Source organism: Streptomyces sp. CRCS-T-1, from assembly GCF_024442335.1.
Taxonomy (GTDB): Bacteria; Actinomycetota; Actinomycetes; order Streptomycetales; family Streptomycetaceae; genus Streptomyces; species Streptomyces koelreuteriae.
Genome location: NZ_CP101651.1, coordinates 4,082,209 through 4,103,662, shown reverse-complemented (window position 1 = coordinate 4,103,662; position 21,454 = coordinate 4,082,209). Strand labels below are relative to the sequence as shown.

Annotated in this window: 19 protein-coding genes; 13 read left to right on the top strand and 6 right to left on the bottom strand. The window is 71.3% G+C overall.

Annotated features, from left to right (window positions below):
• Positions 1 to 486: an Lrp/AsnC family transcriptional regulator gene (locus NNW99_RS18500; protein ID WP_215124340.1), complete on the bottom strand. Its 486-nt coding sequence runs from the start codon at positions 484 to 486 to the stop codon at positions 1 to 3.
• A gap of 190 nt (positions 487 to 676) precedes the next feature.
• On the opposite strand from NNW99_RS18500, the gene pdhA (NNW99_RS18495) reads away from it, so the two are divergent.
• The 6 genes from pdhA (NNW99_RS18495) (at position 677) to NNW99_RS18470 (ending at position 7,708) form a co-directional block, all read left to right on the top strand.
• Complete coding sequence (gene pdhA, locus NNW99_RS18495) at positions 677 to 1,828, top strand: pyruvate dehydrogenase (acetyl-transferring) E1 component subunit alpha (protein ID WP_215120253.1); 1,152 nt, start codon at positions 677 to 679, stop codon at positions 1,826 to 1,828.
• Positions 1,825 to 2,829 carry an alpha-ketoacid dehydrogenase subunit beta gene (locus tag NNW99_RS18490; protein ID WP_215120252.1) on the top strand — a complete coding sequence of 335 codons (1,005 nt, stop codon included), beginning with the start codon at positions 1,825 to 1,827 and terminating at the stop codon, positions 2,827 to 2,829. The genes pdhA (NNW99_RS18495) and NNW99_RS18490 overlap by 4 nt, the downstream gene beginning before the upstream one ends.
• The gene (locus NNW99_RS18485; protein ID WP_215120251.1) at positions 2,829 to 4,142 is read left to right on the top strand and encodes a dihydrolipoamide acetyltransferase family protein; all 1,314 of its coding nucleotides are present in this window, start codon (positions 2,829 to 2,831) and stop codon (positions 4,140 to 4,142) included. Before NNW99_RS18490 ends, NNW99_RS18485 begins: the two co-directional genes overlap by 1 nt.
• Positions 4,143 to 4,227: 85 nt before the next feature.
• The gene (locus NNW99_RS18480; protein WP_215120250.1) at positions 4,228 to 5,238 is read left to right on the top strand and encodes an NTP transferase domain-containing protein; all 1,011 of its coding nucleotides are present in this window, start codon (positions 4,228 to 4,230) and stop codon (positions 5,236 to 5,238) included.
• Positions 5,235 to 6,605, top strand: coding sequence for a molybdopterin molybdotransferase MoeA (locus NNW99_RS18475; RefSeq protein WP_215120249.1), 1,371 nt, complete (start codon positions 5,235 to 5,237; stop codon positions 6,603 to 6,605). The genes NNW99_RS18480 and NNW99_RS18475 overlap by 4 nt, the downstream gene beginning before the upstream one ends.
• A complete protein-coding gene (locus NNW99_RS18470) occupies positions 6,602 to 7,708 on the top strand; it encodes a TrkA family potassium uptake protein (protein WP_215120248.1) in 1,107 nt (368 codons plus the stop codon). Before NNW99_RS18475 ends, NNW99_RS18470 begins: the two co-directional genes overlap by 4 nt.
• 41 nt (positions 7,709 to 7,749) lie before the next feature.
• Here NNW99_RS18470 and NNW99_RS18465 read toward each other — a convergent pair whose 3' ends face one another.
• Together NNW99_RS18465 and NNW99_RS18460 are read right to left on the bottom strand one after the other, a co-directional pair.
• Complete coding sequence (locus tag NNW99_RS18465) at positions 7,750 to 8,598, bottom strand: ABC transporter permease (protein WP_215120247.1); 849 nt, start codon at positions 8,596 to 8,598, stop codon at positions 7,750 to 7,752.
• A complete protein-coding gene (locus NNW99_RS18460) occupies positions 8,595 to 9,626 on the bottom strand; it encodes an ATP-binding cassette domain-containing protein (protein WP_215120246.1) in 1,032 nt (343 codons plus the stop codon). Before NNW99_RS18460 ends, NNW99_RS18465 begins: the two co-directional genes overlap by 4 nt.
• Positions 9,627 to 9,797: 171 nt before the next feature.
• Here NNW99_RS18460 and NNW99_RS18455 point away from each other — a divergent pair, with 171 nt between their 5' ends.
• Entirely contained in the window at positions 9,798 to 10,787 is a 990-nt protein-coding gene (locus NNW99_RS18455) for an NAD(P)H-quinone oxidoreductase (RefSeq protein ID WP_215120245.1), read from the top strand.
• 15 nt (positions 10,788 to 10,802) lie between these two features.
• Here NNW99_RS18455 and NNW99_RS18450 read toward each other — a convergent pair whose 3' ends face one another.
• Positions 10,803 to 11,261 carry a hypothetical protein gene (locus tag NNW99_RS18450; protein WP_215120244.1) on the bottom strand — a complete coding sequence of 153 codons (459 nt, stop codon included), beginning with the start codon at positions 11,259 to 11,261 and terminating at the stop codon, positions 10,803 to 10,805.
• Between the two features lie 137 nt (positions 11,262 to 11,398).
• On the opposite strand from NNW99_RS18450, the gene NNW99_RS18445 reads away from it, so the two are divergent.
• Both NNW99_RS18445 and NNW99_RS18440 read left to right on the top strand, forming a co-directional pair.
• A complete protein-coding gene (locus tag NNW99_RS18445; protein WP_215120243.1) occupies positions 11,399 to 11,968 on the top strand; it encodes a PadR family transcriptional regulator in 570 nt (189 codons plus the stop codon).
• Positions 11,969 to 12,052: 84 nt separating this feature from the next.
• Complete coding sequence (locus NNW99_RS18440; protein WP_215120242.1) at positions 12,053 to 12,592, top strand: bacterial proteasome activator family protein; 540 nt, start codon at positions 12,053 to 12,055, stop codon at positions 12,590 to 12,592.
• 82 nt (positions 12,593 to 12,674) lie between these two features.
• On the opposite strand, the gene NNW99_RS18435 is transcribed toward NNW99_RS18440, so the two are convergent.
• Complete coding sequence (locus NNW99_RS18435; protein ID WP_215120241.1) at positions 12,675 to 14,321, bottom strand: Stk1 family PASTA domain-containing Ser/Thr kinase; 1,647 nt, start codon at positions 14,319 to 14,321, stop codon at positions 12,675 to 12,677.
• A gap of 375 nt (positions 14,322 to 14,696) precedes the next feature.
• Here NNW99_RS18435 and NNW99_RS18430 point away from each other — a divergent pair, with 375 nt between their 5' ends.
• The 4 genes from NNW99_RS18430 (at position 14,697) to NNW99_RS18415 (ending at position 20,366) form a co-directional block, all read left to right on the top strand.
• On the top strand, positions 14,697 to 16,277 hold the full coding sequence (locus NNW99_RS18430) for a protein kinase (protein WP_215120240.1): 1,581 nt from the start codon (positions 14,697 to 14,699) through the stop codon (positions 16,275 to 16,277).
• A gap of 433 nt (positions 16,278 to 16,710) precedes the next feature.
• Positions 16,711 to 17,934: a pyruvate dehydrogenase (acetyl-transferring) E1 component subunit alpha gene (gene pdhA, locus NNW99_RS18425; protein ID WP_215120239.1), complete on the top strand. Its 1,224-nt coding sequence runs from the start codon at positions 16,711 to 16,713 to the stop codon at positions 17,932 to 17,934.
• 1 nt (position 17,935) lies between these two features.
• Complete coding sequence (locus NNW99_RS18420; RefSeq protein ID WP_215120238.1) at positions 17,936 to 18,913, top strand: alpha-ketoacid dehydrogenase subunit beta; 978 nt, start codon at positions 17,936 to 17,938, stop codon at positions 18,911 to 18,913.
• Between the two features lie 10 nt (positions 18,914 to 18,923).
• A complete protein-coding gene (locus tag NNW99_RS18415) occupies positions 18,924 to 20,366 on the top strand; it encodes a dihydrolipoamide acetyltransferase family protein (protein WP_215120237.1) in 1,443 nt (480 codons plus the stop codon).
• Positions 20,367 to 20,446: 80 nt separating this feature from the next.
• On the opposite strand, the gene NNW99_RS18410 is transcribed toward NNW99_RS18415, so the two are convergent.
• Positions 20,447 to 21,346 carry a D-alanyl-D-alanine carboxypeptidase family protein gene (locus NNW99_RS18410; protein ID WP_215120236.1) on the bottom strand — a complete coding sequence of 300 codons (900 nt, stop codon included), beginning with the start codon at positions 21,344 to 21,346 and terminating at the stop codon, positions 20,447 to 20,449.
• Positions 21,347 to 21,454 lie beyond the last annotated feature (108 nt).

Here is a 21,454-nt window from a genome sequence, read left to right as displayed (position 1 = left end):
TCAGCCCTGCGGCTCCAGGTCCTCCTCCTCGAACACCAGCAGCGTGCGGGTGCTGAGCACCTGCGGGATCGCCTGGAGGCGGGTCAGCACCAGTTCGCGCAGGGACCGGTTGTCGGAGACGTGCACCAGCAGCAGCACGTCGAAGTCCCCGCCCACCAGGGCGATGTGGGAGGCGCCCGGCAGCTCTCTGAGCTCCTCGCGCACCGTGCGCCAGGAGTTCTGCACGATCTTCAGCGTGATGTACGCGGACGTCCCCTGACCGGCCCGCTGGTGGTCGACGCGGGCGCCGAAGCCGCGGATGACACCGTCCTCGACGAGACGGTTGATGCGGGCGTAGGCGTTGGCGCGCGAGACGTGCACCCGTTCGGCGACCGACCGTATCGAGGCGCGGCCGTCCGCCTGGAGCATGCGCAGGATGTCCTGATCTATGGCGTCCAGGGGCCGCGGCGGCGGCAGCACACCGCCGACGTCCTGTCCTTCGGCCATTTGTTCAGATGCCACCTGCGCCGACCTCCCTACCATGGACGTACTGCGTCCATCACAGGCTGTGGAGAACCGTTTGTCCACAGCCTGGGGCCACCCATAGCCAAATTGTGCCGTCGACCGAACAATCGGTAGGTGAGGCGGGTCACAGCCGACGCGCCTTCCGTAGCCGCTCCCACGAGGAGGTGCCGTCATGACGGTCATGGAGCAGCGGGGCGCTTACCGGCCCACCCCGCCGCCCGCCTGGCAGCCCCGCATGGATCCCGCGCCGCTGCTGCCCGACGCCGAGCCGTACCGCGTCCTCGGCACCGAGGCCGCCGCGAAGGCCGACCCGGACTTGCTGCGGACGCTGTACGCGCAGCTGGTCCGGGGCCGCCGCTACAACGCGCAGGCCACCGCTCTCACCAAGCAGGGCCGTCTGGCCGTCTACCCCTCCACCACCGGCCAGGAGGCCTGCGAGGTCGCCGCCGCGATGGTCCTTCAGGAGCGGGACTGGCTCTTCCCGAGCTACCGCGACACCCTCGCCGTGGTGGCCCGCGGGGTGGACCCCGTCGAGGCGCTCACGCTGCTGCGCGGCGACTGGCACACCGGCTACGACCCCTACGAGCACCGGGTCGCCCCCCTGTGCACCCCGCTCGCCACACAGCTGCCGCACGCCGTGGGCCTCGCGCACGCCGCCCGCCTCAAGGGCGACGACGTGGTCGCGCTGGCCATGGTCGGCGACGGCGGCACCAGCGAGGGCGACTTCCACGAGGCGCTGAACTTCGCCGCCGTCTGGCAGGCCCCGGTGGTCTTCCTGGTGCAGAACAACGGCTTCGCGATCTCCGTCCCGCTCGCCAAGCAGACCGCGGCCCCGTCGCTGGCCCACAAGGCCGTCGGCTACGGCATGCCCGGCCGCCTGGTCGACGGCAACGACGCCGCGGCCGTGCACGAGGTGCTCTCCGACGCCGTACGGCACGCCCGCGCGGGCGGCGGTCCCACGCTGGTCGAGGCGATCACCTACCGCGTCGACGCCCACACCAACGCCGACGACGCGACCCGCTACCGCGGTGACGCCGAGGTCGAGACCTGGCGCGAGCACGACCCGATCGAGCTGCTGGAGCGGGAGCTGACCGGCCGCGGACTGCTCGACGAGGCCGGAAAGCAGGCCGCCCGGGACGCCGCCGAGGCGATGGCCGCCGAGCTGCGCGCGCACATGAACCAGGACCCGGCGCTCGACCCGATGGACCTGTTCACCCACGTCTACGCCGAGCCCACCCCGCAACTGCGCGAGCAGCGGGACCAGCTCCGGGCCGAACTGGCGGCCGAGGCCGAGACCGGGCCGGAAGGGGACACGCACCGATGACCACCGTCGCCGTCAAACCGGCCACCATGGCGCAGGCCCTCACGCGCGCCCTGCGCGACGCCATGGCCGCCGACCCCGCCGTGCACGTCATGGGCGAGGACGTCGGCACCCTCGGCGGCGTCTTCCGCGTCACCGACGGACTCGCCAAGGAGTTCGGCGAGGACCGCTGCACGGACACCCCGCTCGCCGAGGCGGGCATCCTCGGCACCGCAGTCGGCATGGCGATGTACGGCCTCAGGCCGGTCGTGGAGATGCAGTTCGACGCGTTCGCCTATCCGGCGTTCGAGCAGCTCATCTCGCACGTGGCCCGGATGCGCAACCGCACCCGCGGCAAGATGCCCCTGCCGATCACCATCCGCGTCCCCTACGGCGGCGGCATCGGCGGCGTGGAGCACCACAGCGACTCCTCCGAGGCGTACTACATGGCGACTCCGGGGCTCCATGTGGTCACACCCGCCACCGTCGCCGACGCCTACGGCCTGCTGCGCGCCGCCATCGCCTCCGACGACCCCGTGGTCGTCCTGGAGCCGAAGCGGCTGTACTGGTCGAAGGACTCCTGGAACCCCGAGGAGCCGGCGCCCGTTGAGCCGATAGGCCGCGCGGTGGTGCGGCGCTCGGGCCGGAGCGCCACGCTCATCACGTACGGGCCGTCCGTACCCGTCTGCATGGAGGCGGCCGAGGCGGCCCGGGCCGAGGGCTGGGACCTCGAAGTCGTCGATCTGCGCTCCCTGGTGCCGTTCGACGACGAGACGGTGTGCGCCTCGGTGCGGCGGACGGGACGCGCGGTCGTCGTCCACGAGTCGGGTTCCTTCGGGGGCCCGGGCGGGGAGATCGCGGCCCGGGTCTCGGAGCGCTGCTTCCACCACCTGGAGGCGCCGGTGCTGCGCGTCGCCGGGTTCGACGTCCCGTATCCGCCGCCGATGCTGGAGCGCCACCACCTGCCCGGTGTGGACCGGATCCTGGACGCCGTGGGGCGTCTGCAGTGGGAGGCCGAGAGCTGATGGCACAGGTGCTGGAGTTCAAGCTGCCCGACCTCGGTGAGGGGCTCACCGAGGCGGAGATCGTGCGCTGGCTGGTGGAGATCGGCGACGTCGTCGCCATCGACCAGCCGGTCGTCGAGGTAGAGACGGCCAAGGCCATGGTCGAGGTGCCCTGCCCCTACGGCGGTGTGGTCACGGCCCGCTTCGGCGAGGAGGGCACGGAACTGCCCGTCGGGGCGCCGCTGATCACGGTGGCCGTGGGGGAACGGGCCCCCTCCGGCGGCGTTGCGGACGAGGCCGGGAGCGAGGGCTCGGGGAACGTCCTCGTCGGATACGGCACCTCCGAGGCACCCGCGCGGCGACGCAGGGTGCGGCAGGACCGGGTGAGCGCTGCGGCCCCCGCGCCGGCGGTGAACGGGCGGGCGAGTGTCCCCGAGGCCGAGGACGGCCCCCTCCCCGTGATCTCGCCCCTGGTCCGCAGGCTGGCCCGGCAGAACGGCCTCGACCTGCGGGAGCTGACCGGCTCCGGGCCCGACGGGCTGATCCTGCGGGCGGACGTGGAGTACGCCCTGCGCGCCGCGCCCCGCCCCGCCCCGACGACGGCGGCGGCCCCCGAGCCCCGGCCCGCCACGACAGCCGCCCCGGGCGAGATCCGTACGCCCCTCAAGGGCATGCGCGGCGCCGTCGCCGACAAGCTGTCCCGCAGCCGCCGCGAGATCCCCGACGCGACCTGCTGGGTCGACGCCGACGCCACTGAGCTGATGCGGGCCCGGACCGCCATGAACGCGGCGGGCGGGCCGAAGATCTCCCTCCTGGCCCTGCTGGCCCGGATCAGCACCGCGGCCCTCGCCCGCTTCCCCGAGCTCAACTCCACCGTGGACGCCGAGGCCAGGGAGGTCGTCCAGTTCGACCACGTGCATCTGGGCTTCGCGGCGCAGACCGACCGAGGGCTCGTCGTCCCGGTGGTCAGGGACGCGCACGCGCGGGACGCCGAGTCGCTGACCGCGGAGTTCGCCCGGCTGACCGAGGCGGGCCGGACCGGAAAGCTGACCCCCGGCGAACTCACCGGCGGGACCTTCACGTTGAACAACTACGGCGTCTTCGGCGTCGACGGCTCCACCCCGATCATCAACCACCCCGAGGCCGCCATGCTCGGCGTCGGCCGCATCGTCCCCAAGCCGTGGGTGCACGAGGGCGAGCTGGCCGTGCGCCAGGTCGTCCAGCTCTCGCTCACCTTCGACCACCGGGTGTGCGACGGCGGCACGGCGGGCGGCTTCCTGCGCTACGTCGCGGACTGCGTGGAACAACCGGCGGTGCTGCTGCGGACGCTCTGATTCCTCTCCGGCGCGCGGCCGTTCCCGGTGATCGCGTCCCTTCCCCCGCGTTCCATGTGATCGCGGGGGCACGCATACTCGGGGGGTGACCCCGTACGAGCCTCCCGCCGCCCACGACGCCGTCGTGCTCGCCGGCGGTGCCGCCCGGCGCCTCGGGGGCGCGGACAAACCCGGGGTGCGCGTCGGCGGGCGGGCCCTGCTCGACCGGGTGCTCGCCGCGTGCGGCGACGCCCGCACCACCGTCGTCGTCGCCGCGCCCCGGCCGACGGCACGGCCCGTGACCTGGGCACGCGAGGACCCGCCCGGCGGCGGACCGCTCGCCGCGCTCGACGCCGGACTCCGGCACACCACGGCGGAGCATGTCGTGGTGCTCTCCGCCGACCTGCCGTTCCTTCAGGAGCGGACCGTCGGACGGCTGCTGGACACGCTGCGGGGGAGCGCCGCCGACGGCGTGCTGCTGACCGACCCCGACGGCCGCGACCAGCCGCTCGTCGCCGCCTACCGCACCCGGCGGCTGCGCGAGACGCTCGCCCTGCTCGCCGAGCGGCACGGCTCTCCGCACGGACTTCCCCTGCGGCGTCTCACCGCCGAGCTGGACCTCACCCGCATCTCCGATCCCGTCGCGTCCTTCGACTGCGACACCTGGGACGACATCGCCTCCGCCAGGGCACGCATCAGGGAGCATGGGCACGTGTTGGATGAATGGATTTCCGCGGTCAAGGACGAGCTGGGGATCGACCTCGACGTCGATGTGAAAGAGCTGCTCGACCTCGCCCGCGACGCCGCCCACGGTGTGGCCAGGCCCGCCGCGCCACTGACCACCTTCCTCGTCGGCTACGCGGCCGCGCGGGCCGGCGGGGGCCCCGAGGCGGTCTCCGAAGCCTCCCGCAAGGCCGTCGCCCTCGCCGCCCGCTGGGCGGAGGAGAACACCCCGAGAGCCCCCGAAGCACCGGAAGCCACCGGAGCCACCGGAGCCCCCGAAGCCCCCGAAGCCTCCGAAGCACCGGAAGCCCGGAAAGCCCCGGGCGACCGGCCGGGCGTCGCCCCCGACGCGACGCCCGACGCCACGCCCGACACCCGCCCGGACGCCGGATGACCCCGCGCGGCACCCGCACCGGTGAGGACGCCGAAGACCTCGACGTCGAGGAGGTGCTCGCCCTCGTGAACAACAGCAACGGCACCCCCCAGCCCGACCCGGCCGCACGAGGTGAGAAGGACAGCACCCCGACCCCCCGGCAGCCGGACACCCGGCACCGGGCCACCCCCTGGCCACAGGCCCGGGACATCGCCGAGCGCGCCGCCCGGAGCGCCGGCCGGGCCGCCCATCGCGAGCCCGTCTCCGTGCCGCTCGACGCCGCCCTCGGCCTCACCCTGGCCACCCCCCTCGACGCCCTCACCGACCTGCCTTCCTTCGACACCTCCGCGATGGACGGCTGGGCGGTAGCCGGGCCCGCCCCCTGGGACGTACGGGAGGAGGGCGTCCTGGCCGGGCACAACGCGCAGGCGCCCCTGACCGACGGCGAGGCCGTCCGGATCGCCACCGGCGCCCGTATCCCCGCGGACACCACGGCCGTCCTGCGCAGCGAGCACGGCCGCACCGACGACAAGGGCCGACTGCACGCGACCCGGGGCGTCGCCCCCGGCCAGGACATCCGCCCCCGGGGCCAGGAATGCCGCACCGGCGACCAGCTCCTGCCCGTCGGCACCCTCGTCACCCCGGCCGTCCTCGGGCTCGCCGCGGCGGCCGGATACGACACGGTCACCGCCGTCCCCCGGGCCCGCGTCGAAGTCCTCGTCCTGGGCGATGAGTTGCTCACCGAGGGGCTGCCGCACGACGGTCTGATCCGGGACGCGCTCGGCCCGATGCTGCCGCCCTGGCTGCGCGCGCTCGGCGCCGAGGTCACCGTCGTACGACGCGTCCGCGACGACGCCTACGCCCTGCGCAAGGCGGTGACCTCGTCGGACGCCGATGTCATCGTCACCACCGGCGGCACCGCCGCGGGCCCCGTCGACCATGTCCACCCCACCCTGCGCCGTATCGGGGCCGAACTCCTCGTGGACGGCGTGAAGGTGCGCCCCGGCCATCCCATGCTGCTGGCCCGCATCTCGGAGACCCAGCACCTCGTCGGGCTGCCGGGCAACCCGCTCGCCGCCGTCTCCGGGCTGCTGACGCTCGCCGAGCCGCTGCTGCGGACCCTCGCGGCCCGCCCGGCCCCGGAGCCGTACACGCTGCCGCTCAGGGACGCCGTGCACGGGCACCCGCACGACACCCGGCTCGTGCCCGTCGTCCTGCGCGGCGACCAGGCCGTGCCGCTGCACTACAACGGCCCGGCCATGCTGCGCGGTGTCGCGGCGGCCGACGCGCTGGCCGTCGTGCCCCCGGGTGGCGCCCGGCCGGGGCAGGAGGCGGAACTGTTGGATCTGCCCTGGGCGTCCGCAGGAATCGGAGTGTGTTTCACGTGAAACTTCCGGGCCAGGACGCGATCGCCCGCCAGGCGGACGAGCAGTTGGTGACCCAACGGGTGAAACTCCCGAGGACCGTGGTGGAGCACCCGTTCCGCCAGGTCGCCAAGCGGCTGTCCGTGGCACTGCTGGTGCTCGTCATCACCGCGCTGGTCGTCTACGCCGACCGTGACGGTTACAACGACAACGCCGGCGGCGGTGTCGACCTTCTCGACTCCTTCTACTACGCCACCGTCACGCTCTCCACCACGGGCTACGGTGACATCACCCCCGCGAGCGATGCCGCCCGGCTCACGAACATCCTCGTCATCACGCCCCTGCGCGTGCTGTTTCTGATCATCCTGGTCGGCACCACCCTCGAGGCGCTCACCGAACGCACCCGCGATGAGTGGCGACTGACCCGCTGGAGGTCCGCGTTGCGAGATCACACCGTCGTCATCGGCTTCGGCACGAAGGGCAGGTCGGCGATCCGGACCGTCTGCGCGACGGGCCTGAAGAAGGAACAGGTCGTCGTGGTCGACCCCAGTTCCAAGGTCGTCGACGCCGCGACCGCCGAGGGCTACGCGGGCATCGTCGGGGACGCCACCCGCAGCGAGGTGCTGAAGCGGGCCGAGGTGCACAAGGCGCGCCAGATCATCATCGCGACCCAGCGCGACGACACCGCGGTGCTGGTGACGCTGACGGCCCGGCAGCTCAACCGCGGGGCGAAGATCGTGGCCGCGGTGCGCGAGGAGGAGAACGCGCCGCTGCTCAAGCAGTCCGGCGCCGACGCGGTCATCACCAGCGCCAGCGCCGCCGGCCGGTTGCTGGGCCTCTCCGTGCTCAGTCCCTCCGCCGGCATGGTGATGGAGGACCTCATCCAGCAGGGCAGCGGCCTCGACCTGGTCGAACGGCCGGTCGTCAAGGCCGAGGTGGGCAAGAAGCCGCGCGAGACCGCCGATCTGGTGGTCAGTGTCATACGCGGCCACCGGGTGCTCGGCTACGACGATCCGGCCATCGGGACGCTGGAGCTGACCGACCGGCTCATCACGATCGTGCGGAAGACACCGGCGACCCAGGTCGCCCCCGACATCCGTCCGATGCCGCCGATGCCCCGCAACTGACCGCCCGGGCGGGCCGGGCTACGTCCGGTTGTACAGCCGCATCACTTCCGGTTGTACAACCGCATCGTGATCGGCCCGAAGACCAGCACGAACAGTCCGGCCCAGCCCAGCGACCAGGCGACCTCGTCGGCCGGCCAGTCGCCGGCCATCAGGCCGCGCACCGCCGACGCCAGATGGGTGATGGGGCTGTTGTTCACGAAGGCCTGGAGCCAGCCCGGCATGGTCGTCGGGTCGACGAACACATTGGACAGGAAGGTGAGCGGGAAGATCACCATCATGCTGACGCCCATCACCGACTTCTCGGTGCGCAGCATCAGCCCGAACATCGTCCAGATCCACGAGAACGCGAACGAGAAGAGCACCAGCAGGGCGATCCCGGCGAGCACACCGGCGATCCCGCCGTCCGGCCGGTAGCCCAGGATCATGCCGACGGTGAGCATCACGACCGACGCGATCGTGTACCGCAGGGCGTCGCCGAGCAGATAGCCGACCATGGTCGACGGCCGCCAGATCGGCAGCGTGCGGAACCGGTCGAAGACGCCCTTCTCGATGTCCGTGTTGACCGAGACACCCGTGTACATCGTGATCATCACGACCGACATCACGAGGATGCCCGGCAGCAGGAACTGGATGTACTCCTCCGGCGAGCCGGCCAGCGCCCCGCCGAACAGGTACGTGTACATCAGCACCATCATGATCGGGAACGCCGTGACGTCGAAGAGCTGCTCCGGCACATGCTTGATCTTGAGGATCGCCCGCCAGCCGAAGGTCATCGAGGCCGACCACGCACTGGGCCGCGAGGGCCGCTCCTTGGCGATGAGCAGGGCCGCGAGGGACTCGGTGCTGACCGGGGCGAGTTCCTTGGCCTCGGTGGTCGTCGTGGTGCTCATGCCGCCACCTCGTCCTTCGGGTCGTGGGAGGGGGAGCCGGCCTTGCGGTCCGGGGCGTGTGTGTCGTGCCCGGTGAGGGCGAGGAAGACCTCGTCCAGGCTGGGCTGGCCCAGCGAGAAGTTGTCGACGGTGATCCCGGCCGTGGACAGCTCGCTCAGCGCGCGGGACGCCTGCTGGGCCGCGCTGTCGTCGCTCGCCGCCGTACCGAGACGGGCGGTCAGGGCCACCGGGTCGTGCTCCAGCTGCACCTTCGCGTCGAGGGTCCGGCGCAGCAGCTCGGCCGCGACGACCCGTTGATCCGGATCTCTCAGCCGTAGATGGACCGATCCGGCGCCGACGGACGACTTCAGCTCGCCCTTGGTGCCCTCGGCGATCACCCGGCCGCGGTCGATGACGGCGATCCGGGACGCCAGCTGGTCGGCCTCGTCCAGATACTGCGTGGTCAGCAGCACGGTGGTGCCCTGGGCGACCACGGCGCGCACGATGTCCCACACCTGGTTGCGGCTGCGCGGATCGAGGCCCGTCGTCGGCTCGTCGAGGAACAGCAGGTCGGGGGTGCTGAGGATGGACGCGGCGATGTCGATGCGGCGCCGCATACCGCCCGAGTAGTGCTTGACCTGCTTCGCGGCGGCCTCCGTCAGCCCGAAGGCCTCCAGAAGCTGGGCGGCGCGGTCCCGGGCGGCCTTCTTGTGGTGACCGAGCAGCCGGCCCAGCAGGACCAGGTTCTCGGTGCCGGTGAGGTCCTCGTCCACCGACGCGTACTGGCCGGTGAGGCTCACCCGGGCACGCACCTCGTCCGCCTCGCGGACGATGTCGTGGCCGAAGACATGCGCTTCGCCGCCGTCCGGCCGCAGGAGTGTGGCGAGCATTTTCACGGTGGTGGTCTTGCCGGCGCCGTTCGGGCCGAGGACGCCGTAGACCGTGCCCGCGGGCACGGACAGGTCGACTCCGTCGACGGCCCTGGTCTCGCCGAACGTCTTCACCAGGCCCGCGGTCTCGATCGCCAGGCCGGACGTCTGCGTGCTCATGCTTCGGGTCCTTCCGAGTACGTGGGCTACGCATGGGGAGACCTTTACGGTCGCGCAAACTCATCGGTCCCGCATATGGATTTTCGCCAGAACCGGACCAATGACGTAGAGGGGGAACCGACCGGGGGAGGAGCGGACTCCGTCCGGCGACCGAGGAGTACCGTCCCAGTCATGTATGCGATCACGATTCCCGAACCCGGTGGGCCCGAGGCGCTGGTCTGGGACGAGGTCCCGGATCCCGTGCCCGGCGAGGGCGAGGTCCTGCTCGAGGTGACGGCCGGTGCCGTCAACCGGGCCGACATCCTGCAGCGGCAGGGCTTCTACGACCCGCCGCCCGGCACGCCCCCCTACCCCGGCCTGGAGTGCTCCGGGCGGATCGCCGGGATCGGCACCGGCGTCTCCGGCTGGAGCGTGGGCGACGAGGTGTGCGCGCTGCTCTCCGGCGGCGGTTACGCCGAGAAGGTGGTGGTCCCGGCCGGACAGCTGCTGCCCGTGCCCGAGGGCGTCGGGCTGCGGCAGGCCGCGGCGCTGCCCGAGGTGACCTGCACCGTCTGGTCGAACGTCTTCATGATCGCCCACCTGCGCCCGGGCGAGACCCTGCTCGTGCACGGCGGCTCCAGCGGCATCGGCACCATGGCGATCCAGCTCGCCAAGGCCGTCGGTGCCAGGGTCGCCGTCACGGCCGGCACCCAGGAGAAGCTGGACCGGTGCGCCGAACTGGGCGCCGACATCCTGGTCAACTACCGCGAGCAGGACTTCGTCGAGGAGATCAGGAAGGCCACGGACGGCGCCGGGGCCGACGTCATCCTCGACAACATGGGCGCCAAGTACCTGGAGCGCAACGTCAAGGCCCTCGCTGTCAACGGCCGGCTCGCGATCATCGGCATGCAGGGCGGCGTCAAGGGCGAGTTGAACATCGGCGCGCTGCTCACCAAGCGCGCCGCGATCAGCGCGACGTCCCTGCGGGCCCGTCCGCTGGAGGAGAAGGCGGCCATCGTCGCGGCCGTACGCGAACACGTCTGGCCCCTCTTCTCCGGCGGCCGGCTGCGCCCGGTCATCGACCGCGAACTCCCCATGCCGGACGCCGCCACCGCCCACCAGGTCCTGGAGGACAGCGGCCACATCGGCAAGGTGCTGCTGATCGCGCCGCAGGGGGCGTGAGAGCGGCCCGCGTCCTTACGCGCGCCGCAGCCTGAGGCCCACGAACGCGAGTCCCAGGCCGAGTCCGATCAGCACCAGCCCGCTGCCCAGCGGCAGGATCCGCAGCACAGGCCCGACGGGCCGTTCGGCCTGGGCTGCGGCCTCGCGTACGGGTGGCTCGGTCGGTGCGGAGGGCTCGGGGACCGCGGGGACGGCCTCCCGGGACGCCTCGGGGACGGCGGTGGCCTCGCGAGCCTCCCGCTGCTCCTCGGGCTCCTCCGCCCGCCCCGGCCGGTCCCGTCCCTCACCGGCCCGTGTCCCGGCCCGCGAGGGCTCCGGGGACGGGGCCGAGGGGGTGGCACGGGCCCGGGCCTGATCGTCGTACGCGAGAACGGCACCGTAGGCCTGAACAGACCCGCAGGGTGAGACGACCGCACCCGCCCCCAAGGCGACCACCAGTCCGGTCGCCCGCAGTGCGCGTAGCCATGGAGTCACGTTGGTGACCCCCTCCCGCCGTGCCCGGTAGGGCAATAACGGCAAGTTCGGTCATTTCGAGCAATCAGCCTCACATTCCCCCGCACCTCCGGCATTCCGGGTTCGGCCAAGGGGTGGAATCGCTGCACAATCCGGTTATGTCGATACGTCACGGGCTGCTGGCGCTCCTGGCGGCCGGCCCCCGCTACGGCTCACGCCTGCGCACCGACTTCGAGGCCCGTACCGGCGGGACCTGGCCGCTGAACATCGGGCAGGTCTACACGACGCTGGGCCGCCTGGAGCGGGACGGGATGGTGGCCCGGCAGGGCGTCGACGAGGCGGGCCGGGAGCTGTACGCGCTCACCGAGGCGGGCCGGACCGAGCTGCGCGCCTGGTACGCCCGCCCCGTGGAACGGGCCAGCCCGCCGCGCGACGAGCTGGCCATCAAGCTGGTGATGGCCGTCGGGTCGGACGGCGTCGACGTACGGGAGGTCGTCGAGGCCCAGCGCCGGCACGTGACGCAGGCGCTCCACGACCATGTGCGCCGACGGGCCGAGGCCCTGGCCCGCGCACCCGGGCACCCGCAGGAGATGGCCCGGCTGCTCGTCCTGGAGCAGCTCGTCTTCCAGGCGGAGGCCGAGGTCCGCTGGCTGGACCACTGCGAGGCCCGGCTGCTGCGTCTCACCCGTGAGGCGGAACCGCCCCCCGATGAGCAACCCGGGCCCTGACCGATACGTCTGTCGAACAGGGTGGATCAGCTTCCGGTGGGGGCACCACGGAGGTGAGGTGCAGGCGTGCGAGAGAATGGCGACATGGAGATGCCGAGAAACGAACGGTCGCCGGAGAGCCCGCAGATCCTGGTCGTCGGCCAGGACGGCATGGCGCTCGGGGGCGGCAGCGGAGACGAGGACTCCCGCGAGATCCCGGTCACGGAACAGGTGGAGCAGCCCGCCAAGGTCATGCGGATCGGCAGCATGATCAAGCAGCTGCTCGAGGAAGTGCGTGTGGCGCCCCTGGACGAGGCCAGCCGGGTCCGGCTCAAGGAGATCCACGCCAGCTCGGTGAAGGAGCTGGAGGACGGTCTGGCGCCCGAGCTGGTCGAGGAGCTGGAGCGGCTCTCGCTGCCCTTCACGGACGAGGCGACCCCCAGCGACGCGGAACTGCGCATCGCTCAGGCGCAGCTCGTCGGCTGGCTCGAAGGGCTCTTCCACGGGATCCAGACGACGCTGTTCGCCCAGCAGATGGCCGCCCGCGCCCAGCTGGAGCAGATGCGCCGCGCCCTACCGCCGGGCGTCGGTGACGGCCTCGACGAGCAGCACCCGGGCACCCGTTCGGGCGGGCCGTACCTGTAGGTCCGGCACAGCCCCCAAAGACAAAGGGCCCCGCGGCCGAAGCCGCCGGGCCCTTCCTCATGTCCTCATGTCGTCCGGAGCGTCAGGACGACGGATTGCCCGTCGAGACGTTGAGCTCGATGATCGGCATGTCGTCCGGGTCGACGTCGGTGCCCTTGGACGGGAACTGGTTCATGACCGTGCCCTGGCCGTAGGTGTTCTCGTCCACGTTCTTGACGCTGACCTGCCAGCCGGCCGCCTGGGCGCAGGACTTGACCGACGCGATGTTCATGAACTTGAAGTCCGGGATCTGGATCTTGTCGGGGTCGTTGTACGACTCCTCCGGCTCCGTGCACTCCTCGGAGTCGATCGTCTTCGTCGTGTCCGGCCCGCGGTAGCCCGGCTTCTTGGAAGCCGAGGCCGAGGCGCTCGCGCCGCCGCCCCCGCCGCCCTGGTCGTCCTCGCCGCCGCTGTTCATCAGCAGGGCCGCGACCAGCCCGCCGACGGCCAGGACGGCCACGACGACGGAACCGATGATCACCGGCTTGTTGCTCTTGCCGCCGCCCTGAGCTGCGGGCGCGCCCTGGGGCGTGAGGTTGTACGGCGGCGGTGTCGACGGACCCGGCTGCGGGGAGTACGCGCCCGGGTGCGGCGTCTGGTAGCCGCCCTGCTGCGGATAGCCGTACGCCGGGGACGGCGCCGGCGGGGCGGGGGTGCCGTACGGGTTCGGCGGCGGGGTCGGCTGGTACGGCGTCTGGACCTGGCCCGAGGCGGCCGGGGGCGCCTGGTCGACCGGCGGGAACACGGCCGAGCCGACGCCCGCGCCGCTCGGCGCCTGGGTGCCCGGGACGATGCTCGGCGGGGCGGCCTGGAAGGACGCCGCCACCCGCAGGCACTCGTCGCGCATGGACTCGGAGCTGGGGAAACGCTCGTTCGGATTCTTCTTCAGCGCCCGGGCGATCAGCGCGTCCACGGCCGGCGGCAGCGCGCGGTTGATCGTGGACGGAACCGGCGGTTCCTCCTGGACGTGTGCATACGCGATGGCCAGCGGCGAGTCCGCCTCGAACGGCAGCCGCCCGGTGACCAGTTGGAACAGCATGATGCCGACCGAGTACAGGTCGGAGCGTGCGTCCACACCGCGGCCGAGGGCCTGTTCCGGCGAGAGGTACTGCGGGGTGCCGACGACCATGCCGGTCTGCGTCATCGACGTCACACCGGACTGCATGGCGCGGGCGATGCCGAAGTCCATGACCTTGACCACACCGCGCTTGGTCATCATCACGTTGCCCGGCTTGATGTCGCGGTGGACCAGGCCCATCTCGTGGCTGATCTCCAGCGCGGCCAGCACATCCGCTGTGATCTTCAGCGCCTTGTCGGCGGGCATCGCGCCCTGCCGCGTCACGTCCTCGTCGAGGACCGAGCCGAGCGGGCGGCCCTCGACGTACTCCATGACGATGTACGGCGTCGTCATGCCGTCGAGGCTGTCCTCGCCGGTGTCGAAGACCGAGACGATGTTGGTGTGCGTGAGCTTGGCCACGGACTGGGCCTCGCGGCGGAACCGCTCGCGGAAGGCCTGCTCCCGGCCGAGCTCGGTGTGAAGTGTCTTGATCGCGACCTGTCGGTCGAGCACGCTGTCGTACGCGAGGTGCACCGAGGCCATGCCGCCCTGGCCGAGGAGGTCACGCAGCTGATAGCGGCCACTGGCGAGCGCCCGCCCCGCGTACTGCCCGTGTGCGCCGTCCTGGCTCATGTTCCGTGTCCCCCGTGGCTCCTGGCGGAGCTGCTGCCGATCCGTCTGACCTGTCCGACCCGTCGGATCCGTGTGATCCGACGTTGATCCAAACCGCCATTCCCGGCCAAGTCTGCCCCAGGGCACGGACACGTCAAGCTCGGTGCCCGTTCCGTGACCGTACGCGAAAGAAGCGTCGCGGAAGCGTTACCGGGGGCGTGCGGCCGGTACACAGAATTTGCACGAGAGTGCTGAGTAAAGGTTTCATGGCGCGTCCGTCCCGTGCCGGTCCCGGCACCCGTCTCGGACCGGCGGCTTGCGCGGAGGCTGTAGCGTGGCCGACGGAGACCGTAACAACACCGCGCGCACCGCGGGCAGAAACGACGGCGAGGACTGATGGCACAGCAGCAGCGCGCTCAGGGCCCGTCCGAACCCGAGGCGACTGGCGGCGGCATGTCGGACGCGCCGGAGGTCTGGGGTAACGGCGGGTTGGTCGGGGACGGCCGGTACCGGCTGACCCACAGACTCGGCCGGGGCGGCATGGCAGAGGTGTTCGCCGCGGAGGACGTCCGCCTCGGGCGCACCGTCGCCGTCAAGCTGCTCCGCTCCGACCTCGCCGAGGACCCGGTGTCCAAGGCGCGCTTCACACGCGAGGCCCAGTCGGTGGCGGGCCTCAACCACCACGCGATCGTCGCCGTGTACGACTCCGGCGAGGACATCGTCGGCGGCCAGCCGCTCCCCTACATCGTGATGGAGCTGGTCGAGGGCCGCACCATCCGCGACCTCCTGCTGAACGCCGAGGCGCCGGGCCCCGAACAGGCCCTGATCATCGTCTCGGGCGTCCTGGAGGCGCTCGCCTACTCGCACCAGCACGGCATCGTGCACCGCGACATCAAGCCCGCCAACGTCATCATCACGCACAACGGCGCCGTGAAGGTGATGGACTTCGGCATCGCCCGCGCCCTGCACGGCGCGCAGTCGACGATGACGCAGACCGGCATGGTCATGGGCACCCCGCAGTACCTGTCCCCGGAGCAGGCCCTCGGCAAGGCCGTCGACCACCGCTCCGACCTGTACGCCACGGGCTGCCTGCTCTACGAACTGCTCTCGCTGCGCCCGCCGTTCACCGGCGAGACCCCGCTGTCGGTGGTCTACCAGCACGTCCAGGACATCCCGACGCCGCCGTCGGAGGCCTCCGACGTCTGCCCGCCGGAGCTGGACGGCATGGTCATGCGCTCCCTCGCCAAGGAGCCCGACGACCGCTTCCAGACGGCCGAGGAGATGCGCGGACTCGTCCAGTACGCGCTCCAGATGCTCTACGACCAAGGCGGCCACACCGGCACCTGGAACACCGGCCCCGTCGACATGCACGAGGGCCGGCACACCCCGTCGGGCGGCTTCGCCCACACGGCCGTGATGGGCCACCCCGGTGATGTCTCCGGCACCGCGCAGATCCCCTCCCCGATACTCCCCGCCGGCTACGGCGGCGGGGACGACGGCGGCTTCGAGGGCCGCGGCAACAAGGGCAGCGGCCGCGGCAAGCTGTGGATCCTGGCCGTGCTCGCGGTGATCGCCGTGGCGGCGGGCGTCGCCCTGGCGCTGCAGAACACCGGCGGCGGCACGAAGAAGCCCACCGACGACAAGAAGTCGCCGACCGTCTCGCAGACGGAGGAGAAGAAGACTCCGAGCGAGACGCCGAGCGACGAGGAGACGGACGGGCCCACCGACACGTCGACGGACGACGGCACCGGCACGGGCTCCGGCGGCGGTGGATGGACCCCGTCGTACACCCCGTCCTACACGCCGTCCCCGACCACTCCCGAGACGCCCACGGACCAGCCGACGGAGGAGCCGACCACCGCGGAGCCGACCGGCGAGCCGACGGGCGAGGAGCCCACGGACCCGGAGACGCCGCCGGACGAGACCGGTGGCACCGAGGGCGGCACGGCCGGCGTCGTCGCCGGCGCGGAGGGCTGACCCCCCCCCGAACAAAGGGCTGCCCCCTCGAACAGAACGAAAAGAACGTAAAACGCACGATCCACGCGCGCGTGGGACCCGGAAACGGGCCCCACGCGCGCGTGCCGTTTCGGCGCGCCCACAAGTGGACTCTTCCCGTGACCTGGGTCACCGGGTTAACGTGCGGTAGCTCCGGCCTCCTGCAAGGCTGTGACCAGGGCCCCTTCGCAGCCTTCCCGATTTACTTGGAAATCCAAGCAAAATCGCAGGTCAGATGGGGTTTCACAGAAATGTGGAGCACTGGGTAACGTGCTTGTTGCAGGGCGCTCGCCGGGGCACCTGTCACGCCTGTTCCCGGCCGAGTGGCACCCACCCCGTGCCCCGGTGGCCGAGAACAGGTGAGCCGCACTGGCCTACCGGCAACCCCGGGGGCCGGACCGACGGAGGAGCACACGTGACCGTGGAGAGCACTGCCGCGCGCACATCGCGACGCAGCGCCGGAAGCAAGGCCGGCACCACCGGCACCAAGGGCACCACCCGCACGCCTGCCAAGAAGGCCGCGGCCGCGAAGAAGCCCGCAGCCGCGAAGAAGGCCGCCGAGCCCCAGCTCGTGCAGCTTCTGACGCCCGAGGGCAAGCGCGTCAAGAACGCCGAGTACGACAAGTACGTCGCCGGTTTCACACCGGAAGAGCTCCGCGGCCTGTACCGCGACATGGTGCTCACCCGCCGCTTCGACGCCGAGGCCACCTCCCTGCAGCGCCAGGGCGAGCTGGGCCTGTGGGCCTCGCTGCTCGGCCAGGAGGCCGCCCAGATCGGCTCGGGCCGGGCCCTGCGCGACGACGACTACGTCTTCCCCACCTATCGCGAACACGGCGTCGCCTGGTGCCGTGGGGTGGACCCGACCAACCTGCTCGGCATGTTCCGGGGTGTGAACAACGGCGGCTGGGACCCCAACAGCAACAACTTCCAGCTCTACACGATCGTCATCGGCTCCCAGACGCTGCACGCCACCGGCTACGCGATGGGCGTCGCCAAGGACGGTGCCGACAGCGCGGTGATCGCCTACTTCGGCGACGGCGCCTCCAGCCAGGGCGACGTGGCCGAGTCGTTCACCTTCTCCGCGGTCTACAACGCCCCGGTCGTGTTCTTCTGCCAGAACAACCAGTGGGCCATCTCCGAGCCGACCGAGAAGCAGTCCCGCGTCCCGATCTACCAGCGCGCGCAGGGCTTCGGCTTCCCGGGCGTACGGGTCGACGGCAACGACGTGCTCGCCTGCCTCGCGGTCACCCGCTGGGCCCTGGAGCGGGCCCGCTCCGGCGAGGGCCCGACCCTCGTCGAGGCGTTCACCTACCGCATGGGCGCCCACACCACCTCCGACGACCCGACCCGCTACCGGGGCGACGAGGAGCGCCAGGCCTGGGAGGCCAAGGACCCGATCCTGCGCCTTCGCCGGTTCCTGGAGACCTCAAACCACGCGGACGAGGGATTCTTCGAGGAACTGGAGGCCGAGTCCGAGGCGTTGGGCAAACGAGTGCGCGAAGCGGTCCGTGCCATGCCGGACCCGGACCACTTCGCGATCTTCGAGAACGTCTACGCGGACGGACACGCGCTCGTCGACGAGGAGCGCGCCCAGTTCGCCGCGTACCAGGCGTCGTTCGCCGACGAGGGGGGCAACTGACATGGCCGACAAGATGGCACTCGCCAAAGCGATCAACGAGTCGCTGCGCCACGCCCTGGAGGCCGACCCCAAGGTCCTGATCATGGGCGAGGACGTCGGCAAGCTCGGCGGCGTCTTCCGGGTGACGGACGGACTGCAGAAGGACTTCGGCGAGAGCCGCGTCATCGACACCCCGCTCGCCGAGTCGGGCATCGTCGGCACGGCGATCGGCCTGGCCCTGCGCGGCTACCGCCCGGTGGTGGAGATCCAGTTCGACGGCTTCGTCTTCCCGGCCTACGACCAGATCGTCACCCAGCTCGCGAAGATGCACGCCCGCTCCCTGGGCAAGGTCAAGCTCCCCGTCGTCGTGCGCATCCCCTACGGCGGCGGCATCGGCGCGGTGGAGCACCACTCGGAGTCCCCCGAGGCGCTCTTCGCGCACGTCTCGGGCCTGAAGATCGTCAGCCCGTCCAACTCCTCGGACGCGTACTGGATGATGCAGCAGGCCATCCAGAGCGACGACCCGGTGATCTTCTTCGAGCCCAAGCGCCGCTACTGGGACAAGGGCGAGGTCGCCACGGAGGCGATCCCGGGCCCGCTGCACAAGGCCCAGGTGGTCCGCGAGGGAACCGACCTCACCCTCGCCGCCTACGGCCCGATGGTGAAGCTCTGCCAGGAGGTCGCGGACGCGGCCGCCGAGGAGGGCCGGAACCTCGAGGTCCTGGACCTGCGCTCGGTCTCCCCGCTCGACTTCGACTCCATCCAGGCGTCGGTGGAGAAGACCCGCCGTCTGGTCGTCGTCCACGAGGCCCCGGTGTTCTTCGGCTCCGGCGCGGAGATCGCCGCCCGGATCACGGAGCGCTGCTTCTACCACCTGGAGGCCCCGGTGCTCCGCGTCGGCGGCTACCACGCGCCGTACCCGCCGGCCCGCCTGGAGGAGGAGTACCTGCCGAACCTGGACCGGGTGCTGGATGCCGTCGACCGCTCGCTGGCGTACTGAGGAGAGGGTCGTGACGACGATGACGGAAGCGTCCGTACGCGAGTTCAAGATGCCGGACGTGGGTGAGGGGCTCACCGAGGCCGAGATCCTCAAGTGGTTCGTCCAGCCCGGCGACAAGGTCACCGACGGCCAGGTGGTGTGCGAGGTCGAGACGGCGAAGGCGGCCGTCGAGCTGCCCATCCCGTACGACGGCGTGGTCCGGGATCTGCACTTCCCCGAGGGCACCACGGTCGACGTGGGCACGTCGATCATCGCGGTCGACGTGAGCGGAGGGGCCGCGCCGGCCGAGCCACGGGCGGAAGCGCCCGAGGCCCCGCAGACCACTGAGGAACCGAAGGCGGAGGGCTCCGGCCGCCAGCCGGTGCTCGTCGGCTACGGGGTGGCGACCTCGTCCACCCGCCGTCGCCCCCGCAAGGGCCCGGAGGTCCCGGTCCAGCAGGCCTCGACGGCGGTCCAGACGGAGCTGAACGGCCATGGCGGCGCGCCCTCGACGGCCGCCCCCACGGCTCCCACCGCCCCCGCCGTCAAGGAACGCCCGCTGGCCAAGCCGCCGGTCCGCAAGCTGGCCAAGGACCTGGGCGTCGACCTGACGACCATCGTTCCGACCGGCCCGGACGGCATCATCACCCGCGAGGACGTGCACGCGGCGGTGGCCCCGCCGCAGGCACCGCGGCCGGAGGTCCCCGCGGTCCCCGCGGTCCCCGCGACCGCCGCCCCGGCACCCGCAGCGGCCGTCGTGTCGTACGACACGGCCCGCGAGACCCGCATCCCGGTCAAGGGCGTCCGCAAGGCGACGGCGGCGGCGATGGTCGGCTCGGCGTTCACGGCGCCGCATGTCACGGAGTTCGTGACGGTCGATGTGACGCGCACGATGAAGCTGGTCGAGGAGCTGAAGGAGGACAAGGAGTTCGCGGGCCTGCGCGTGAACCCCCTCCTGCTGATCTCCAAGGCCCTGCTCGTCGCGATCCGGCGCAACCCCGACGTCAACGCGTCCTGGGACGAGGCCGCCCAGGAGATCGTGGTCAAGCACTACGTGAACCTGGGCATCGCGGCCGCGACCCCGCGCGGGCTGATCGTGCCGAACATCAAGGACGCCCACGCCAAGACGCTGCCGCAGCTCGCCGAGTCGCTGGGCGAGCTGGTGTCGACGGCCCGGGACGGCAAGACGTCCCCGGCGGACATGCAGAACGGCACGGTGACGATCACCAACGTCGGTGTCTTCGGCGTCGACACGGGCACGCCGATCCTCAACCCCGGCGAGTCCGCGATCCTCGCGGTCGGTGCGATCAAGCTCCAGCCGTGGGTCCACAAGGGCAAGGTGAAGCCCCGCCAGGTCACCACCCTGGCCCTCTCCTTCGACCACCGCCTGGTCGACGGCGAGCTGGGCTCGAAGGTCCTGGCGGACGTGGCGGCGATCCTGGAGCAGCCGAAGCGTCTGATCACCTGGGCGTGAAGCCGGGCGCCTGATGTCCCGGTACACGCGAAGGGGGGCTCACCGCCGTCGGCGGTGAGCCCCCCTTCGTCATGCCTGTCCTACTGCGCGAAGCCGTAGTTGAGCAGCTTCGTCGCGTCCGTCTTGCGCGAGGTCAAGTCGGTCGAGGTGAGGACCGTGCCGATGACCGTCTTGCCGTTCCGCGTGGCCGCGAAGACCAGGCAGTACTTGGCCTCCGGGCCGGAACCGGTCTTCACGCCGATCGCGCCGGTGTAGCTCGCGAGCAGCGGGTTGGTGTTCTCCCACGGGGCCATCGTCCGCGTGCCGCCGGACTTCGTGGTCGTCTTCGCCGTGTACTTCTTCGTCTTGACGACCGTGCGGAACGTGGAGTTCTTCATGGCGCTGCTGGCGATCTTCGTCAGGTCGCGCGGCGTGGAGTAGTTCTTGCCGTTGCCGATGCCGTCGAACGAGTCGAAGTTGGTGTTCTCCAGACCCAGGTTCTTGGCCGTGGTGTTCATCTTGCCGATGAACGACTTCACGCGCGCCGCCCGCGTCGAGCCCGAGCCGAACTTGTCGGCGAGCGCGTACGCCGCGTCGCAGCCGGACGGCAGCATCAGCCCGTACAGCAGCTGGCGGACGGTGACCTTGTCGCCGACGATCAACTTGGCGTTGGACGCCCAGTTGTTGTCGACGATGTAGTCGCTGTACGCCTTCTGGATCGTGACCTTGCTGTCCAGGTTGAGGTTCGACTGCTTCAGCACCACCAGGGCCGTCATGATCTTGGTGGTCGAGCCGGTGGAGCGACGCGTGTCGGCAGCCTTGGTGTAGAGCGACTTGCCGGTCGCGTTGTTCATCACGTAGCCGCCCTTGGCGGCGATCGTGGGCGCCGTGGCGGCCTGCGCCGGCGCAACGGTGAGGGCTCCGGTCGCGAGCATGGCGCCGGTGGTGACGGCGACGGCCGCGGCTCTACGGAGACGGGTGCCCTTAATGCCGGTTATCAAGTGAAGTACCCCGATTGCGTTGAATGCCCCAGGAGTGCGGCCGAATTGAGGACGAGGGGAAGGGGAGCCGCACGTGTCTGACTTGTAACTAGCACAGTTGGTTGTGCC

Excerpts from the sequence above, each read along its gene's own strand:
- NNW99_RS18420 (WP_215120238.1), top strand. The coding sequence starts at position 17,936 with ATGGCCGACAAGATGGCACTCGCCAAAGCGATCAACGAGTCGCTGCGC.
- NNW99_RS18435 (WP_215120241.1), bottom strand. The coding sequence starts at position 14,321 with ATGAGCCAGGACGGCGCACACGGGCAGTACGCGGGGCGGGCGCTCGCC.
- pdhA (WP_215120253.1), top strand. The coding sequence starts at position 677 with ATGACGGTCATGGAGCAGCGGGGCGCTTACCGGCCCACCCCGCCGCCC.
- NNW99_RS18460 (WP_215120246.1), bottom strand. The coding sequence starts at position 9,626 with ATGAGCACGCAGACGTCCGGCCTGGCGATCGAGACCGCGGGCCTGGTG.
- NNW99_RS18440 (WP_215120242.1), top strand. The coding sequence starts at position 12,053 with ATGGAGATGCCGAGAAACGAACGGTCGCCGGAGAGCCCGCAGATCCTG.
- NNW99_RS18475 (WP_215120249.1), top strand. The coding sequence starts at position 5,235 with ATGACCCCGCGCGGCACCCGCACCGGTGAGGACGCCGAAGACCTCGAC.
- NNW99_RS18500 (WP_215124340.1), bottom strand. The coding sequence starts at position 486 with ATGGCCGAAGGACAGGACGTCGGCGGTGTGCTGCCGCCGCCGCGGCCC.
- NNW99_RS18430 (WP_215120240.1), top strand. The coding sequence starts at position 14,697 with ATGGCACAGCAGCAGCGCGCTCAGGGCCCGTCCGAACCCGAGGCGACT.
- NNW99_RS18445 (WP_215120243.1), top strand. The coding sequence starts at position 11,399 with ATGTCGATACGTCACGGGCTGCTGGCGCTCCTGGCGGCCGGCCCCCGC.
- NNW99_RS18465 (WP_215120247.1), bottom strand. The coding sequence starts at position 8,598 with ATGAGCACCACGACGACCACCGAGGCCAAGGAACTCGCCCCGGTCAGC.
- NNW99_RS18485 (WP_215120251.1), top strand. The coding sequence starts at position 2,829 with ATGGCACAGGTGCTGGAGTTCAAGCTGCCCGACCTCGGTGAGGGGCTC.
- NNW99_RS18455 (WP_215120245.1), top strand. The coding sequence starts at position 9,798 with ATGTATGCGATCACGATTCCCGAACCCGGTGGGCCCGAGGCGCTGGTC.
- NNW99_RS18490 (WP_215120252.1), top strand. The coding sequence starts at position 1,825 with ATGACCACCGTCGCCGTCAAACCGGCCACCATGGCGCAGGCCCTCACG.